Source organism: Rheinheimera mangrovi (assembly GCF_003990335.1).
GTDB lineage: Bacteria > Pseudomonadota > Gammaproteobacteria > Enterobacterales > Alteromonadaceae > Pararheinheimera > Pararheinheimera mangrovi.
This window is the reverse complement of record NZ_CP034683.1, coordinates 708,888-725,256: the sequence shown is the minus strand read 5'-3', so window position 1 is coordinate 725,256 and position 16,369 is coordinate 708,888. Positions and strand designations below refer to the sequence as shown.

The window sequence follows — 16,369 nt, the reverse complement described above, 5'->3', positions numbered from 1 at the left end:
TTGGAGCGGGCAACGAGGCTCGAACTCGTGACCTCGACCTTGGCAAGGTCGCGCTCTACCAACTGAGCTATGCCCGCATGGGTGTGTACTTATTTTTTCAAATTGGTATTGGTGGTCCAATTTGAATTTGGAGCGGGCAACGAGGCTCGAACTCGTGACCTCGACCTTGGCAAGGTCGCGCTCTACCAACTGAGCTATGCCCGCATCCTGCTCTTAGTAAACATGGTTCTTTATCTTGGTTATAAAGAAGATTACTAAAAACGCCGCTTCAATTGAATTTTCGTTCGAAGCGGCGCGCATTTTACAAAATTCTCTGACCTTTGCAAGAGATTTTATTCAGGAATTTTGAAAAAATGTTTTTTATAAACTGCTAATTCAGCAATAGATTCCCGAATATCATCCAGAGCTAAATGACTTGATGACTTTTTAACCAGCTTAGTCACTTCCGGGTACCATCTTCTGGCCAACTCTTTTACAGTGCTGACATCCAGATTACGGTAGTGGAAAAAGGCTTCGAATTCAGGCGCATATTTGACTAAAAAGCGTCGGTCCTGACCAATGCTGTTGCCACACATAGGTGATTTACCTGCAGGCACGTAGTCAGACAGGAAGCGGATGGTCTGAGCCATAGCGTCGGCTAACTCAACTTCACTTTCCAGGCAACGTTTGGTTAAACCACTTTTACCATGAGTTTCAGTACACCATGCATCCATAGCATCTAAAACTTCTTTTGGTGTTTTAATGGCAAACACCGGGCCTTCAGCAAGAATATTTAACTGGCTGTCGGTTACTATGGTGGCCATTTCTAAAATCACTTCTTTTTCCGGATCCAGACCTGTCATTTCCAGATCGATCCACACCAGATTATTGTCGTTGCTCGCCATGCTTCTTACCTTTGATTATTTGCAGCCAGTTTTGCTGCTTTGTAACTTGCCCGAATAGCGGTATCATACTATGCCTTAAGCAAAGTAAAAACCGCCGCAGTCAGGCGACAGTAAAGGCACAAGGCCACAGTGACCAAAAAAAAGCACCTCAATCAACGCCAGCATCAACGTATAGCCGCCAATCAGGATCGTCGTTTAGCCCGGGCTCAGAATAAAACCAACAAAAAAGAGCTGGATTCTGACTTACTGGCTGAAGCCGAACATGGCTTAGTGATCAGTCGTTTTGGTCAACATGCCGATATTGAAGATAGCGCAGGCCAGATTTTTCGCTGCAATATCCGTCGCACTATCAACTCACTGGTCACAGGTGACAAAGTCGTGTTTCGTCGCACCAAAGTGCCTGGCGGTGGACCAGAAGGCGTAGTTGAAGCTGTAGCTGAACGTGAGTCCGTGTTACTGCGTCCCGACTTTTATGATGGTTTAAAACCTGTAGCGGCCAATATAGATTTAATGATTATTGTCTCAGCGGTTTTACCTGCGTTTTCGCTGAATATAGTCGACCGTTATTTAATAGCGGCTGAAGCCATGCATATCAAGCCTCTGTTATTGCTGAATAAAATTGATTTATTAACCGAAGAACAGCGCGCGGAAGTCGATCAGCAACTGGCTATTTATCAGAAGATTGGTTACGAATTTTTATTGTTAAGCGCAAAAACAGGTGAAGGTACAGCTCAGCTGGATTCTTACCTGAAGCAAGGCGTAAGTATTTTTGTCGGCCAGTCTGGTGTCGGCAAATCTTCATTAGTGAATAACCTGTTGCCGGATATTTCCGCCGAAACCCGTGAAGTCTCAGAAAACTCAGGTTTAGGCCAACACACCACCACCACAGCACGTTTGTATCACTTACCGGATGGCGGCGATTTAATTGACTCACCAGGTATCCGCGAATTCGCCTTATGGCATCTGGAACCAGAGCAAATAGCTTTAGGTTATCCTGAGTTTAAAGACTGGCTTGGCCGTTGCAAATTCCGAGACTGTAAACATTTAAACGACCCGGGCTGCGCTTTACAACATGCGGTCAGCATTGGAGAAATCCACCCGGAACGTTTTGCCAACTACCATAAAATCCTGCTCAGTATGGCGCAGGATAAACCGAATTATTTTCAACCCTGAGGTTTAAATCCACTATGGATCAAGTCAAAATCGCATTGCAATACGCAATGCCAAAGCATTTATTATCCCGTCTTGTCGGCTATCTGGCAGCGGCTCGTTTAGGTTTTATCAGCCATGCGCTGATTAATCTGTTTATTAAGGCCTATAAAATTAATATGGCCGAAGCTCAATTTGAAAAAGCTTCGGACTATGCCAGCTTTAACGAGTTTTTTACCCGCCCGTTAAAAGATGGCTTACGCCCTATCAATGCTGATGCTGATGTGGTCTGCCAGCCAGTAGACGGCGCGATCAGCCAGTTAGGTGATATTGTCGATGGTAAGCTGATCCAGGCGAAGAACCACAACTATTCACTGCAGGCTTTATTAGGCGGAGATGCGGCTACAGCTGCTCCTTATGCCGGCGGTAAGTTCGCAACTATTTATTTAGCACCCAAAGATTATCACCGTATTCATATGCCTATTGCAGGCACCTTACGTGAAATGATTTATGTGCCAGGTGATCTGTTTTCAGTGAACCCATTAACAGCCGAAAACGTACCGGATTTATTCGCCCGTAACGAGCGTGTTGTGACCATTTTTGATACTGAACTGGGCCCTATGGCTTTGGTGTTAGTAGGCGCAACTATAGTGGCCAGTATAGAAACCGTCTGGGCTGGTACTGTGACACCGCCTACAGGCAAAGATGTATTCCGTTGGACCTACCCTGTCACAGGGCCTCAAGCTGTTACCTTAGAAAAAGGTGCTGAAATGGGCCGCTTTAAATTGGGATCTACAGTGATCCTGGCGTTCCAGGCTGGTCAGATTGAATTTACTGACAAGCAATACCCAACAGCAGTCACCCGCATGGGCGAGCCTTTTGCCGAGATAGTATCTAAGGCTTAAACAAATCAAGCAGAGCTCAGTCTCTGCTTTTTTATGTACAGGATGTACGTTACGTCGCTACTGTCGGGGTGATAGCGGCGAAGGCCGGGCTCTTGTTGCGACCTTTCTGGAGAACACAAATGCAGATTATTGCCCACCGTGGTGCCAGTGGCTCTTATCCGGAAAATACCTTGCTGGCGATTGAACAAGCGTTACTAGCCAAAGCCAATGGTATTGAAATTGATGTGTTTTGTGTCGAAAACCAGCTGGTGGTGATCCATGACGAGAATGTCAGCCGCACCACAAACGGCACAGGGTTGTTGCAGGATTTTACACTCAAGCAATTACAGCAACTGGATGCAGGTTCTGGCCAGAAAGTCCCCACTTTATGGCAAGTGCTGCAACTGGTAAACAACCAAAGCCTGCTGAATATCGAACTCAAAGGTGCTGACACAGCAGAGCCTTTATTAAAACTACTTAAAAAAGCTGAAACAGAACTAGGCACAGATCCGGACAAACTGTTGATCTCTTCTTTTAATCATCACCTTTTGCAGCATATAAAAAACCACAGACCAGATTTAAAAACAGGGGCTTTAACAGCCTCATTGCCACTGGATTACGCCGCTTTTGCGTCAGAACTAGGCGCCTGGTCAGTGAACTGCGACAAAGGATTTATCAATCAACAGATGGTAAAGGATGCGCATCAACGCGGTTTAAAAGTGTGGGTCTATACAGTCAACGACGCTGCCACAGCAAAAAAGATGCAGCAGTTGGGTGTAGATGGAATTTTTTGTAATTATCCGCAGGAAGCCAGAAGCTGGTAGCAGGTCAAAAAAGCTTAGTGCTTGTGGCTATCGCAACTATGACATTTGTTGCAGAGGCGAATATTTAAGATATGCGCCAGCACGACAAAAGATGCGCCAACAATCAGGATATAGTGCTCATAGTCATGGCCAAAAATGTCTTTTTGCCAATAGATAAAACCACCTAAAAACAGCGAGTAAAAAGGGTAAATCTTTTTATGGTAGCGGTGAAAACCGGCGAACAAGGTAATAAAACCCAACACCATAGTGATCAACAAAATGATCCGCTCGAAAGCATGGTTATGCCAGGCACTTAAACCCAGAAGTGGCAATACAGGTAATAACACAGGCAGCATAATGCAATGAATAGCACACAAAGATGTGATGGCTATACCTACTTTATCCAATGTATTCCGAACCTGACTCAGCACGACTTGACACTCCGGTTTTGAAAGAGTGATATAATATAACAAATCAAAATAAAAACAAACCGCCCTGCCCATTCTTTTGCTGCCAACAACGAAAAGCACTATGACGCAATCGGCATCTGGCAAAGGCTGTGGCATAATGCGGAAAATTTTTTGGAGACAAAAACATGGAACAATTACTGGAACAACTGGATCAGAATTTAAAAGATCTGTATCGCAAGGCTTTGGATGCAGACGCGATTTTAGAGGATATCCAGCAACAAGGCCATGGCAACTATCAGACCATTTTTGTTAACGACAAAAGCTTTCAGGTCAGCAGCAACAGATTTATGCCGTATTTAAGTGAAGCGGCAGAACAAGTCGCAGCGATGCGCCAAACCCAGCAATTTAATACAGCCACTTTACAGCGCGTGGTGAAACAAATTCAGTTATTACACAAAACTCTGGCAGATTTCCGCCAGGCAATAACTAAATAGCTTATTTTTTCACCTGATTATAGATATTTATTCTAACGACAAAAGGCCGTTGCACTACTCTAACTAAGTAGAAGGAGTATGAAATGGCAAGCTTAACAACTTCATTAGACAGCATAAAACTACAAGCGCGACAATTTGCGTTGTCCGGTAATCAAACTCGTCCTAACCCTGGTGCAGCCATTGCTAAGGAATTGGAACCCGCTGTACAACAAAGCAAACAGCAACAAGTTGTATCAAGTTTGCCTGAACCTGCGCAGCAAAAAGAAGAAACACGGCAAGATTCGATACGGGTGACAAGTACCCTGGGAAAAGCAGCCTCCAGTGGTCAATTAAGCCGCGAGGAGGCTGTTGCGATTTATAAGGAGATAGCTAGCTTGCTTTGACACTTCCCTGTTGATGCGCGAGCACTGCAGGCTCGATACTGTCTTTAAACCAACGTTCCAGCATGCTACGTTCATGCTCAAAAGGTCTGTCTGCTCTGGCACCGCTGATTCGGGTCATAAAGCCCATATCTTTTAACTTCAAATCTTTTTCTTCTGCAACTACAACCTTGTTTTGATCGAGCAAGGTGTAGCTGAAATTAATGCGTGGAATAAAGATCTCTTTGATGACACGGATCTGTTGACCCGTCTGAGTGAACATATGATTGACATCACCGGCCAAGTCTATATCTGTCACAACAACGTTCCAGCTATAACCTTCTGGCAACTTTCCTGCTAAATCAGCAAAAATTTTATCAAAGCTGGCCATAGTACGTTTTTCGAAACTGCCTCTCGTTTCGCTTGCAGGTTTGATGTCAGTAAACTTTTTATAGTCTTTGTATTCAACCTTCACTTCACCCGCCATGGCTGCAGTACCGACCAGTGCAGAAAGCATCAGTACACCCAATTTAATAAAACGCATATACACCTCCACTCATATCTTTAGAGCACTAAGCCGTCTTGTTTCAAGGATAAAACAGCAGCGAGCAATTCATTCTGAATAAGTACCTAAGCTATTGACTTCACTATAGCCTAGTCCGTTCATTAAACTGAAGTGATTAATTGTGCCAATAGGTGTTCAGATGTAATGCGTTGCTGACATAGCCTGACAATGGCGGTTATAAGCTTTGCTTTATGGCTGTAAAAGCCTGAGTTTCTCGTAGATGCATAAAGCAAAAAACCGCCTCGCGGCGGTTTTTTACACTAAAACGATGTAATTAACCGGCGCGGCCAGCACGTTTACGGTCGTTTTCAGTCAAGTGACGCTTACGGATACGAATTGACAGTGGTGTTACTTCAACCAGTTCGTCATCATCGATAAATTCCAGAGCTTGTTCCAGAGTGTAACGGATTGGTGGAACCAGGTTGATAGCTTCATCAGTACCAGAAGCACGAACGTTAGTTAACTGTTTGCCTTTTAAGCAGTTTACAGTTAAGTCATTACTACGGCTGTGAATACCGATCACCTGACCTTCGTACACTTCTTCAGCATGACCGATAAACATACGACCACGTTCCTGCAGAGAGAAAATCGCATAACCTGCGGCTTTACCCATAGCGTTAGAAATCAATACGCCGTTCATACGCTGGCCAATGGTACCGCCTTTGTATGGACCATAGTGATCGAAGCTGTTGTACATCAGGCCAGTACCAGAAGTGATAGTCATAAACTCTGTACGGAAACCAATCAAACCACGGCTAGGCATTTGGAAATCCATACGGATACGGCCTTTACCGTCCGGCTGCATGTTGGTCATTTCAGCTTTACGCTCGCCCATTTTCTCCATGATAGAACCCTGGTGCTGTTCTTCCACGTCGATAGTGACGTTTTCCATAGGTTCCATTTTCTCGCCATCGATCACTTTCATGATCACTTCAGGACGAGATACAGCCAGTTCGAAGCCTTCACGGCGCATGTTTTCGATCAGAACGCCTAAATGCAGTTCACCACGGCCAGACACTTTGAATTTATCACCGTCTTCAGTTTCTTCAACACGTAAAGCTACGTTGTGTTTCAGTTCCGCATTTAAGCGTTCTAAAATCTGACGTGAAGTAACAAACTTACCTTCTTTACCCGCAAACGGAGAGGTATTGACCTGGAAGGTCATAGTGACTGTTGGTTCATCCACTTGCAGAGCTGGTAATGCTTCCAGATTAGTCGGAGCACAAATGGTATCGGAGATTTTCAGTTCGCCTAAACCAGTGAAGGCAACGATGTCACCAGCGTTGGCTTCAGTCGCTTCAATACGTTCCAGACCTAAATAACCAAATACCTGGCCTACTTTAGCGTTACGTTTGGAACCATCAGCACCTAAAATAGTAACCTGCTGGTTTGGCTTTAAAGTACCACGCTTGATACGACCAATACCGATAATGCCTAAGTAACTGGAGTAATCCAGCTGAGACACCTGTAACTGAGTATCACCGTTCAGCTCAACAGCTGGTGGAGCTACGTGCTCAACAATGGCTGCGAACAAATCGTTGATATCAGTTTTTGGTTCGTTGTAATCCAGAGTAGCCCAGCCGTTGATCGCTGATGCATAAACTACAGGGAAATCTAACTGTTCGTCAGTGGCACCCAAGTTATCGAACAGGTCAAATACCTGGTCAATAACCCAATCAGGACGTGCACCCGGACGGTCAATTTTATTCACAACCACAATAGGCTTTAAACCGTGGGCAAAGGCTTTTTGAGTTACGAAACGCGTCTGTGGCATTGGGCCTTCAACAGCGTCTACCAGCAACAATACAGAGTCGGCCATAGACAATACACGTTCAACTTCACCACCGAAATCGGCGTGACCTGGAGTGTCCAGAATGTTGATATGGTAGCCGTTCCAGCGCACAGAAGTGTTTTTGGCCAAAATAGTAATGCCACGCTCGGATTCCTGAGCGTTAGAGTCCATCACACGTTCCTGCAATTTAGCACGGGAATCGAAAGTACCTGATTGTTGCAGTAACTTATCAACCAGGGTGGTTTTACCATGGTCAACGTGCGCGATAATGGCGATATTACGCAGTTTTTCTATTGCTGAAGCGGTTCCGCTCATTTGTATTTCCTCTGTGGCACTAGCTGACCATAAACCTGACCACTAGGCATTGACTAAAAGTTGCTCGAATTCAAGGGCGCGTATTCTACTCTGTTTTTACACAGAAAGAAAAATTAACTGTGATCTGAAGCGGCTTATTTTTGCATCCATAGAGCCAGCCTATATATTTCATGGTTTTTCAGTGACAGCGCGATGAAACTTGCTATTTTAAGTGGTGTTTATTTATAAAAGCACCAAGCTGGGGCTCTTGCCTCACAATGAGGCAACATTGCACCACAATAATGCAAAAGCTTGCATCATTAGGAGGCGACACTATAAAAAACCATTACAGATCAATGAGCTAAATCTTTGGCATAAGAATGGCATCAGAATGCGCAAAGCTTTGGCCTAAGCCAGCATTATATAACAGGTGTGCTCAACACACCCGTCAATAGCACAAACCGGAGGAATGCATGTCTGCATCTACAGTACTGAGTTTTATCAAAGAGAACGACGTAAGATTCGTTGATTTACGCTTTACAGATACCAAAGGTAAAGAACAACACGTGACTATTCCAGTCAGCCAGATCAACGAAGATTTCTTTGAAGACGGTAAAATGTTCGACGGTTCTTCAATCGCGGGCTGGAAAGGTATCAATGACTCAGACATGATCCTGATGCCTCAGGCAAACACCATGTTACTGGACCCGTTCTCAGAAGAAACGACAGTCAACATTACTTGTGACGTAATCGAGCCTAGCACTATGCAAGGTTATGAGCGCTGCCCACGCTCTATCGCTAAACGTGCCGAAGAGTACCTGAAATCAACCGGTATCGCTGACACTGTATTGTTTGGACCTGAGCCAGAGTGGTTCATGTTTGATGACGTGCGTTTCAAAAACACTATGTCTACAGCTTTCTTCGCTATCGATTCTGCTGAAGCTGCATGGAACTCAGACAAAGTATACGAAGGCGGTAACAAAGCACACCGTCCTGGCATCAAAGGCGGTTACTTCCCGGTTCCTCCAGTAGATCAACACCACGACATCCGTAGCGCTATGTGTGTAGTGCTGGAAGAAATGGGTCAGGTCGTTGAAGCTCACCACCACGAAGTTGCTACTGCTGGCCAGAACGAAATCGCAACTCGTTTCAATACTTTAACTAAGAAAGCTGACGAAATTCAGGTACTGAAATACGTTGTTCACAACGTAGCTAACCTGTACGGCAAAACTGTAACCTTTATGCCAAAACCACTGGTTGGCGATAACGGTTCAGGTATGCACTGTCACCAATCATTAGCAAAAGATGGTGTAAACCTGTTTGCTGGTGATAAATATGCTGGTTTGTCTGAAACTGCGCTGTACTACATCGGCGGTATCATCAAGCACGCGAAAGCAATCAATGCCTTCACTAACCCTTCTACCAACTCGTACAAGCGTTTAGTACCACACTTCGAAGCTCCGGTAATGCTGGCTTATTCAGCCCGTAACCGTTCAGCTTCTATCCGTATCCCTCTGGTACCAAGTGCTAAAGCACGTCGTATCGAAGTGCGTTTCCCGGATCCGGCTGCTAACCCGTACCTAGCTTTCGTAGCTCAGTTAATGGCTGGTTTAGATGGTATCCAGAACAAGATCCACCCAGGCGATGCTATGGATAAAGACTTGTATGACCTGCCACCAGAAGAAGAAGCACTGATCCCTCAGGTTTGTGGTTCTTTAGACGAAGCTCTGGATGCACTGGATGCAAACCGCGCTATCTTCACTAAAGGCGGCGTCATGTCTGACGCTATGATCGATGCGTACATCGAAATGAAACGTGCTGAAGCCAAACGTGTTTCTGTTGCAGTTCATCCACTGGAATACGAACTGTATTACAGCGTATAACACCAGGTTTAAAACAGCCTTTCATCCGCTGTTTTGACCAGCAAAACCCGCGCCTGACGCGGGTTTTTCTTTGACTGAAATTTGAGATCTGTGGCTGGACGGATTAGAGTGAATACAGCAGCAACCACCATTCGGGTTTACATGAATAAGCTGATCCTGTTTTTTGCTTTAGTCTGTGCCAACACCTTGGGCCAACAGGTTTATGTCAGCGTAGATAAAAATGGTGTCCCTCTGTATTCAGACCAACCTGTTGCCGGTTCCAAAAAGCTGGAATTGAAAGTGTCGCTGCAAAGCCAGCAACCTCAACAAGACACCCGGTTAGACCCCATAGCTTCATTCACAGACGAAGCAGCACCCTATCAACTCACTATAGTCAACCCTGCAATGGAAGCCACTGTGCTTTCGAATCAAGGTGAAGTGGCTGTACAAAGTGATGTCAGCCCACCACTGGCCGATCACCACAAACTGCGGTTAGTTCTTGATGGCAATCAACAAAGCCCATTGCAACAAAGCAGCAACTTTCGCTTGCTTGGCGTCGAGCGAGGTGAACATCAACTCCAACTTCAGGCCCTTGATCAAAACGGCAAGCTAATTGCAGAAAGTGCTGTAACAACCTTTTACTTACGTAAAACTACAATAGCTTCACCAAAATAGTGCGTTTTGACGGTGATCCGTCCGATTTTGCAGTACACTGTGAAATTGAAGCACCACTTTGGTGCAATAGGTGAGCGCAGTGACCCAACAACAAAAGACGATGGATTTTTCCACCACCGACTTTACCGATCAACTCAGCACCGCCATTTTGGTGTTAGATAGCCAGTTGCAGGTGCAGTATTTTAATACCGCCAGTTCGGCGATGTTTGGTGTGGGCGAAAAACGACTAGCGCAGCAGTACTTTTTTACCTTATTTCAGTACACGGATTTAACCTCCAGCTTCTTTTTAACCGCACTGCAAAACAGGCAAGGCTTTGGCATCAGTGATGTACAAGCGGTATTGTTAGATGGCCGGCATATTTTACTCGACGTGACCGTCAATCTGATTGAACAGCCCCATTTAGCCCTGATGCTGGAATTACGTCAGGTAGATCAGCAACGCAAAATCAGTCTGGAAAGTTTGCAGCAGCACCAGCATTTAGCGGCTCGGGAACTAATTCGGGGTTTAGCCCATGAAATTAAAAACCCTTTAGGTGGTTTACGTGGTGCAGCTCAGTTGTTGGAAGAATCACTGAACGACGATCAAAAGGAATACACTCAGCTTATTATTGCGCAGGCAGACCGGTTACGTAATCTGGTCGACCGATTACTAGGCCCTTATAAAGCGCCGAGTAAAAAATCCTCAAATGTGCATCAGGTGCTCGAAAGGGTCAGCCAACTGGCCCAAATGGACAACCCTACTCATGTTCAGTTTGTCAGAGACTATGATCCCAGCATTCCGGACTTTTCCTTCGACCCTGAACTGATTGAACAAGCACTACTGAATATTGTTGGCAATGCCCAGCAGGTGCTGACTGAAGGTGGCCAAATCACTTTACAAACCCGGATATTAAATCAGCATACCATTCATGGCCGTCGCCACCGCTTAGTAGCGGCAGTCAAAGTGATAGACAACGGCCCTGGTATTCCACCTGAAATTAAAGACACCTTATTTTTCCCTATGGTCACAGGCAAACCTGGAGGTACAGGCTTAGGTTTGTCGATAGCTCAAACCTTAATTCACCAACACGGTGGTTGGATTGACTGCGAAAGCTGGCCGGGGCAAACCGCTTTTACTTTGTATTTACCGCTCAATAACTCTGGAGAAGAACAATGCAGCAAGTAGTCTGGATTATTGATGATGACAATTCGATCCGCTGGGTATTGGAGAAAGCATTAGCTCGGGCAGATATAGCCTGCGAAAGTTATGCTTCGGCCGATTTAATGTTGCAACGTTTACAGTATGAACAGCCGACTGTTGTGGTATCTGATATTCGGATGCCAGGTACAGATGGTATGGCATTGCTGACCAAATTGCAGGAATTATCACCCGAGTTGCCAGTGATTATTATGACGGCACATTCGGATCTGGATAGTGCAGTCAATGCCTTTAAAAAAGGCGCTTTTGAATACCTGCCCAAACCTTTTGATATCAATGAAGCGGTGTCGCTTATTCAACGGGCTTTGGCTCATAGTCAGGCGAAACAGCCAAAACAACAGGCCGTAGTGCAAACAGAAGTACCGGAAATTATCGGTGAAGCGCCTGCCATGCAGGAAGTGTTTCGCGCCATCGGCCGTTTGTCGCGCTCCAGCATCAGTGTACTGATCAATGGTCAGTCCGGTACAGGCAAAGAGTTAGTGGCGCATGCACTGCATAAACACAGTCCCCGTTCAGAGCAGGCTTTTATTGCGTTGAATATGGCGGCTATTCCAAAAGATTTAATTGAATCCGAGCTGTTTGGCCATGAAAAAGGGGCCTTTACCGGCGCAGCCAATTTGCGAAAAGGCCGCTTTGAACAAGCTGATGGTGGCACTTTATTCCTCGATGAAATTGGTGATATGCCGCTGGACGTGCAAACCCGTTTGTTAAGGGTGTTGGCAGATGGCCAGTTTTATCGGGTTGGTGGTCATCAGGGCATTAGTGTGGATGTACGTATCATTGCCGCCACCCACCAGAATCTTGAAATTCTGGTGGCCGAAGGTAAATTCCGTGAAGATTTATTTCATCGCCTGAATGTGATCCGAATTCAAATTCCGGCATTGAAAGACCGTAAGCAGGATATTCCTAAACTGGCACAGCATTTTCTGCAACAAGCGGCGCGTGAGCTGAATGTTGAAGCAAAAAGTCTGGCCAGCGAAACGGAGAAGTTTTTAGCTCAGCTCGATTGGCCAGGTAATGTGCGTCAACTGGAAAACAGCTGCCGTTGGTTAACAGTGATGGCCAGTGGCAAACAAGTACTGCTATCTGACTTACCCCCAGAGCTTACCAGTGCGCCTAAAGTGGTTGTCAGTTCGGTTCCTGGCGGCCAGCAAAGCTGGCAAGATGCTTTAGCAGCCTGGGTCAGTCAAAAACTCAATGCTGGCGAGGAGAACATTCTGGCTGAAGCGGGACCAGAGTTTGAAAAAATAGTATTACAGCAGGCTTTACATTACACCCATGGCCATAAACAGGACGCGGCCAAACGCTTGGGTTGGGGCCGTAATACGCTAACGCGTAAGCTGAAAGAACTGAATATGGAATAAGGCTGAGTTGATCAGCCTCTGTACTGTAAGGTAAAAAAACCAGCCAGATGCCACATCATTGCATCTGGCCGGCAGGAAATCAGCGCTTAGGGTTAATAGGGCTCAAGCGCAATCTCTATGCTTTTGTAATACAAAGAGGTTAAACCTTCATAACCAGAATCTGTGCCAACAAAAACCCAGACCCGCCCCTGCCCATCGCTGTACAACGGAATACGTTCGTTGGTGGTGGTTTGTACTGTCTTTTCAGCAAATTTCGAACCATCACAAGCAGCGTCTTTGGCTGCAACATTGCCTATCACTTTGGCTTGAGTACCAGACTGTGATTGCTGCCCCTTGTCCAGATTTAAGTAATATCCTTCCTGCTTCGGCTCTTTGTCACCGTAACCAAACTTCAGATAAACACTTTCCCCAGGCGCACCTCCAACTCCGGCGCAATCCACACCAGCGTTAGATAAAAAAGTTAACCGTACTCTGGCGTAATATTTTGTCGAAGGTTCCAACCCGGAAAACTGATTTTTCAGGAACATAAACAAATCGTCGCTGCGATTGATGCCCGAGAGGAAATATCCCTTTTTTGCCGCCGCACCAGGCAAGGCGCGAATACCTGACTCTAGCTGGTAGGTTGCAGCGTTGTCTGCCGGATAGTCTGAAAAGCCTGCGGTCCAGCCATGAACTCCTGAATTAAAATCAAAATTAAAAGCTTTGTCTTGTCCTGGAAGTAACTCCACATTACAACCTGCAAGCAACAACCAGCTACAACCAGCAACAAAGGCTAAACGCTTCATCAGAGATCTCCTTAAGTTGTGCTTAGTCTAAGAACAACCGGAAAAAACCCTGTGACCATTTGTAATGGATCAGTTGGCAAAAGTTACCGGATACAACCAAAAGTAAAACCAGCCGTCCGATGCGGCTGGTTTGTTTGAGCTTAAGCGAAGGGTTGATCAATACTGACGGCAGGTTGTGTAAACCAAAGCGGACCTGAGCTGGTCATGTAAAAATGATCCTCAAGTCGCACACCAAACTCACCAGGTACACAGATCATCGGCTCATTACTGAAGCACATCCCAACCGCCAGTGGCGTATGCTCATTGCGCACCAGATAAGGGCCCTCGTGAATATCCATCCCTATGCCATGACCTGTTCTGTGCGGTAAACCCGGCAGGGCATAATCCGGCCCTAAGCCATGAGCTTCTAAGACTTCGCGCGCAGCGGCATCCACCAGACCACAAGCCATACCCAACTTAGCTGCGTTAAAAGCTGCTGCCTGAGCGGCCTTTTCGACAGACCAGATTTCACGCTGACGCGCTGTTGGCTCGCCAAACACATAACTGCGGGTAATATCAGACACATAACCCAATAAACGACAACCGGTATCAATCAACACCATATCGCCCTTTTCAAGGTTTTTTGGCGTTTTCACGCCATGCGGGTAAGCTGAATCCGGTCCAAATAACACAATACAAAAGTAGGAACCGCTGGCACCGACTTTACGATGGGCTTCGTCGATAAAAGCTTCAACTTCAGCTGTACTGATCCCTTCATACAAGATGCTGGCCACGGCTTTATGCACCTCTAATGTCATATCCATAGCGCGCTGCATAATGGCAATCTCAGCCGCTGATTTTTGTGATCGGGAGCCCTGAGTAATCACTTTACCGCTGACAATCTGTTGTTGTGGATTAGCCTGACGCAGGCCTTCGAAGATAAAAAACGCACTGCTGTCATCCAAAGCCAGCACAGGATCTGCTTTAATACAAATCCGTTTGCAGCTATCAAGCAGCAATTGATAGGGGTTTTCGTGCTCGTGCCAGCCCAGCACTTCGCCCTTTACTACCTGAAAACCAGCCAGAGTCGGGATTTCAAATACAGGACTGATATACACCAGCTCGCCTTTTGCTGGCAGCAAAGCTCCCACCAAGCGCTCACTGGCGTACCAGACTGTGCCGGTGAAATAACTTAAATTAGTACCGGCATTCAAATACAAAGCGTCTATGCCCTGCTGCTGCATCAGTTGCTGCGCTTTTTGAATACGGGCCTGATACTCGGCAGCACTGATCGCGTCTACGCCAGCAACCATGGAGGTTAAGCTATCCAGCGCTTGTTGTTTGGTTTTACCACCTATCTGACTCATTAGGTACTCCAATATTCAATTGATAACCCAGAGTATGCAGCTGCGAACATATGAATTAAAATGATATAAATTCAACAGTTCATGAATTGGATTCATCCATGTTGCCGCCACTGAAAGCATTACAAGCCTTTGAAGCCACAGCCCGGCTCAAAAGCTTTAGCAAAGCTGCAGAGCAGTTATTTGTCACCCAAAGTGCTGTCAGTCATCAGGTGAAACTGCTGGAAGACTTTATTGGTCAGCCGTTGCTTTTGCGACAAAACAAAAGTGTCGAGCTGACACAGTCTGGCGATATGTTGTATTCGGTGGTGCGGGATTGTTTTGTCCGGTTGAATTCAGTGACTCAGCATTTATTAAATCAGCCCCCTGTGCAGCTCAAAATTCTGGCACAAACCTCTATTGCAGTGGAATGGCTGGCACCGAGGCTGGAGCTGTTTAAACAGCAGCAACCAGAGCTGGATACCTTATTAGATATGGCGTCTATGGCAAACAATGCCGATCCTGAGCAGTACGATATTATTCTGGGAACCTGGCCGGCTCCGGCTGGTTTTGTTAGCCGGCAATTGCGTACTGAGTTCTGGTATCCAGTCTGTGCTCCGGCGCAGTTTCAATTATTAACCAGCTCTGATGCAGCAGAATTATTGCAATACCCGCTGTACAGCTCGGAGACAGGCGAAGACTGGCAATTGTGGTGTCAACATCAACAACTGCGCAGCCCGGCGGCTATGCAGCTGCGTTATGTCAATCTGGCATTATTGGCAACAAAAGCCGTTACTGGTGGCAGCGGCTTTGCATTGTCGAATGATTTTATTGCAGGGCCAGCCCTGGCTAGCGGTCAGTTGATTGCTTTACGCCAGTTCAGTTATCAGCTGCCATGGGGCCAGTATCAGGTGCATTACAAAGCCGATAGCATGCAAAGTTCAGCTGTGGAGCATTTTATTCAGTGGCTGACAACCCAATTGCAGCCACCTTCTGCTTAGAATTCGTTGCGCTGCGCGTAGGCGCGCCAGAACATTACGCCGCAGACGAAGAATACAAAAGCCAGCACCAGCGGCAGGCTGTTCCACTTGTTCATTACGATGATGTTGTTTTCCGGCCATAACAGCTTTTTATTGGTTGCCGAGGTACGGACGCCATGAATTAAAAAATCGCCGACTTTGTTTTCAATAAAAAAGATCAGCTGATTTTCTTTATTTAAAAAACCGTATAACTGCTGAGTATTGTCGCAATCCTGACGGTCCTGCAGCGGCAACCATTCAGTCGACAAGCTGCTTCTTAAATAAATAATACCTTTGCCACCTAAATCTGCATCGCAATTCATACCACTTAACACAGCCGGCACCTGCAACAAATCTGAGCCATCGCTTTCTACTGTGTATTTAGGAAAGAACACAAACACAGCCACAGCAGCAGCGGTCAGTAAAAAACTACACAAGCTGCTCCACTTTAAACGTCTTTGGCTCCAGTTCAGATACGACAGGCTTATTTTCATAGATCACCTCAAAGTG

The 16,369-nt window shown here is 46.0% G+C and carries 17 protein-coding genes and 2 tRNA genes; 10 read left to right on the top strand and 9 right to left on the bottom strand.

What is annotated here, in order from left to right; genetic code table 11:
* Nucleotide 1: 1 nt before the first annotated feature.
* The 3 genes from EK374_RS03435 to orn all read right to left on the bottom strand — a co-directional run bounded on the left by EK374_RS03435 (nucleotide 2) and on the right by orn (nucleotide 884).
* Nucleotides 2–77 (bottom strand) — tRNA-Gly (locus EK374_RS03435).
* 51 nt (nucleotides 78–128) lie between these two features.
* Nucleotides 129–204, bottom strand: a tRNA-Gly gene (locus tag EK374_RS03430).
* Between the two features lie 128 nt (nucleotides 205–332).
* Nucleotides 333–884: an oligoribonuclease gene (gene orn / locus EK374_RS03425; RefSeq protein ID WP_127020156.1), complete on the bottom strand. Its 552-nt coding sequence runs from the start codon at nucleotides 882–884 to the stop codon at nucleotides 333–335.
* 129 nt (nucleotides 885–1,013) lie between these two features.
* Here orn and rsgA point away from each other — a divergent pair, with 129 nt between their 5' ends.
* From rsgA to EK374_RS03410, 3 genes are all read left to right on the top strand, one after another.
* On the top strand, nucleotides 1,014–2,057 hold the full coding sequence (gene rsgA, locus EK374_RS03420) for a small ribosomal subunit biogenesis GTPase RsgA (protein WP_127020154.1): 1,044 nt from the start codon (nucleotides 1,014–1,016) through the stop codon (nucleotides 2,055–2,057).
* Between the two features lie 14 nt (nucleotides 2,058–2,071).
* Nucleotides 2,072–2,938, top strand: coding sequence for an archaetidylserine decarboxylase (gene asd / locus EK374_RS03415; protein ID WP_127020152.1), 867 nt, complete (start codon nucleotides 2,072–2,074; stop codon nucleotides 2,936–2,938).
* A gap of 119 nt (nucleotides 2,939–3,057) precedes the next feature.
* Complete coding sequence (locus tag EK374_RS03410) at nucleotides 3,058–3,741, top strand: glycerophosphodiester phosphodiesterase (RefSeq protein WP_127020150.1); 684 nt, start codon at nucleotides 3,058–3,060, stop codon at nucleotides 3,739–3,741.
* Between the two features lie 14 nt (nucleotides 3,742–3,755).
* Here the strand turns inward: EK374_RS03410 and EK374_RS03405 are convergent, their stop codons facing one another.
* Complete coding sequence (locus EK374_RS03405; protein WP_053423880.1) at nucleotides 3,756–4,151, bottom strand: MerC domain-containing protein; 396 nt, start codon at nucleotides 4,149–4,151, stop codon at nucleotides 3,756–3,758.
* 164 nt (nucleotides 4,152–4,315) lie between these two features.
* On the opposite strand from EK374_RS03405, the gene EK374_RS03400 reads away from it, so the two are divergent.
* Both EK374_RS03400 and EK374_RS03395 read left to right on the top strand, forming a co-directional pair.
* Nucleotides 4,316–4,624: a prephenate dehydrogenase gene (locus EK374_RS03400; RefSeq protein ID WP_127020148.1), complete on the top strand. Its 309-nt coding sequence runs from the start codon at nucleotides 4,316–4,318 to the stop codon at nucleotides 4,622–4,624.
* A gap of 83 nt (nucleotides 4,625–4,707) precedes the next feature.
* On the top strand, nucleotides 4,708–5,007 hold the full coding sequence (locus EK374_RS03395; RefSeq protein ID WP_127020146.1) for a hypothetical protein: 300 nt from the start codon (nucleotides 4,708–4,710) through the stop codon (nucleotides 5,005–5,007).
* On the opposite strand, the gene EK374_RS03390 is transcribed toward EK374_RS03395, so the two are convergent.
* Together EK374_RS03390 and typA are read right to left on the bottom strand one after the other, a co-directional pair.
* Nucleotides 4,994–5,527 carry a DUF3016 domain-containing protein gene (locus EK374_RS03390; RefSeq protein ID WP_127020144.1) on the bottom strand — a complete coding sequence of 178 codons (534 nt, stop codon included), beginning with the start codon at nucleotides 5,525–5,527 and terminating at the stop codon, nucleotides 4,994–4,996. The two genes, EK374_RS03395 and EK374_RS03390, sit on opposite strands and share 14 nt — an antisense overlap.
* 295 nt (nucleotides 5,528–5,822) lie before the next feature.
* Complete coding sequence (gene typA, locus EK374_RS03385) at nucleotides 5,823–7,655, bottom strand: translational GTPase TypA (protein ID WP_127020142.1); 1,833 nt, start codon at nucleotides 7,653–7,655, stop codon at nucleotides 5,823–5,825.
* A gap of 452 nt (nucleotides 7,656–8,107) precedes the next feature.
* Here typA and glnA point away from each other — a divergent pair, with 452 nt between their 5' ends.
* The 4 genes from glnA (at nucleotide 8,108) to glnG (ending at nucleotide 12,733) form a co-directional block, all read left to right on the top strand.
* Complete coding sequence (gene glnA / locus EK374_RS03380; protein ID WP_127020140.1) at nucleotides 8,108–9,517, top strand: glutamate--ammonia ligase; 1,410 nt, start codon at nucleotides 8,108–8,110, stop codon at nucleotides 9,515–9,517.
* 108 nt (nucleotides 9,518–9,625) lie between these two features.
* Nucleotides 9,626–10,171, top strand: coding sequence for a DUF4124 domain-containing protein (locus EK374_RS03375; protein ID WP_127020138.1), 546 nt, complete (start codon nucleotides 9,626–9,628; stop codon nucleotides 10,169–10,171).
* 70 nt (nucleotides 10,172–10,241) lie between these two features.
* Nucleotides 10,242–11,336, top strand: a complete 1,095-nt coding sequence (gene glnL / locus EK374_RS03370) for a nitrogen regulation protein NR(II) (protein ID WP_233280325.1) — start codon at nucleotides 10,242–10,244, stop codon at nucleotides 11,334–11,336.
* The gene (gene glnG / locus EK374_RS03365) at nucleotides 11,324–12,733 is read left to right on the top strand and encodes a nitrogen regulation protein NR(I) (protein ID WP_127020136.1); all 1,410 of its coding nucleotides are present in this window, start codon (nucleotides 11,324–11,326) and stop codon (nucleotides 12,731–12,733) included. The genes glnL and glnG overlap by 13 nt, the downstream gene beginning before the upstream one ends.
* A gap of 92 nt (nucleotides 12,734–12,825) precedes the next feature.
* Here the strand turns inward: glnG and EK374_RS03360 are convergent, their stop codons facing one another.
* Nucleotides 12,826–13,518 (bottom strand): hypothetical protein, encoded by a 693-nt coding sequence (locus EK374_RS03360; RefSeq protein ID WP_127020134.1) that lies wholly within the window; start codon nucleotides 13,516–13,518, stop codon nucleotides 12,826–12,828.
* A gap of 140 nt (nucleotides 13,519–13,658) precedes the next feature.
* Entirely contained in the window at nucleotides 13,659–14,864 is a 1,206-nt protein-coding gene (locus tag EK374_RS03355; RefSeq protein WP_127020132.1) for a M24 family metallopeptidase, read from the bottom strand.
* A 98-nt stretch (nucleotides 14,865–14,962) separates the two neighbouring features.
* Here EK374_RS03355 and EK374_RS03350 point away from each other — a divergent pair, with 98 nt between their 5' ends.
* Complete coding sequence (locus EK374_RS03350; protein ID WP_127020130.1) at nucleotides 14,963–15,841, top strand: LysR family transcriptional regulator; 879 nt, start codon at nucleotides 14,963–14,965, stop codon at nucleotides 15,839–15,841.
* Here EK374_RS03350 and EK374_RS03345 read toward each other — a convergent pair.
* Entirely contained in the window at nucleotides 15,838–16,353 is a 516-nt protein-coding gene (locus tag EK374_RS03345; RefSeq protein ID WP_127020128.1) for a hypothetical protein, read from the bottom strand. The two genes, EK374_RS03350 and EK374_RS03345, sit on opposite strands and share 4 nt — an antisense overlap.
* Nucleotides 16,354–16,369 lie beyond the last annotated feature (16 nt).

Bases quoted from the DNA above. Each gene is read 5' to 3' on its own strand.
- orn (WP_127020156.1), bottom strand. From the start codon at position 884: ATGGCGAGCAACGACAATAATCTGGTGTGGATCGATCTGGAAATGACA.
- asd (WP_127020152.1), top strand. From the start codon at position 2,072: ATGGATCAAGTCAAAATCGCATTGCAATACGCAATGCCAAAGCATTTA.
- EK374_RS03410 (WP_127020150.1), top strand. From the start codon at position 3,058: ATGCAGATTATTGCCCACCGTGGTGCCAGTGGCTCTTATCCGGAAAAT.
- EK374_RS03400 (WP_127020148.1), top strand. From the start codon at position 4,316: ATGGAACAATTACTGGAACAACTGGATCAGAATTTAAAAGATCTGTAT.
- EK374_RS03395 (WP_127020146.1), top strand. From the start codon at position 4,708: ATGGCAAGCTTAACAACTTCATTAGACAGCATAAAACTACAAGCGCGA.
- EK374_RS03390 (WP_127020144.1), bottom strand. From the start codon at position 5,527: ATGCGTTTTATTAAATTGGGTGTACTGATGCTTTCTGCACTGGTCGGT.
- typA (WP_127020142.1), bottom strand. From the start codon at position 7,655: ATGAGCGGAACCGCTTCAGCAATAGAAAAACTGCGTAATATCGCCATT.
- glnA (WP_127020140.1), top strand. From the start codon at position 8,108: ATGTCTGCATCTACAGTACTGAGTTTTATCAAAGAGAACGACGTAAGA.
- glnG (WP_127020136.1), top strand. From the start codon at position 11,324: ATGCAGCAAGTAGTCTGGATTATTGATGATGACAATTCGATCCGCTGG.
- EK374_RS03360 (WP_127020134.1), bottom strand. From the start codon at position 13,518: ATGAAGCGTTTAGCCTTTGTTGCTGGTTGTAGCTGGTTGTTGCTTGCA.
- EK374_RS03355 (WP_127020132.1), bottom strand. From the start codon at position 14,864: ATGAGTCAGATAGGTGGTAAAACCAAACAACAAGCGCTGGATAGCTTA.
- EK374_RS03350 (WP_127020130.1), top strand. From the start codon at position 14,963: ATGTTGCCGCCACTGAAAGCATTACAAGCCTTTGAAGCCACAGCCCGG.
- EK374_RS03345 (WP_127020128.1), bottom strand. From the start codon at position 16,353: ATGAAAATAAGCCTGTCGTATCTGAACTGGAGCCAAAGACGTTTAAAG.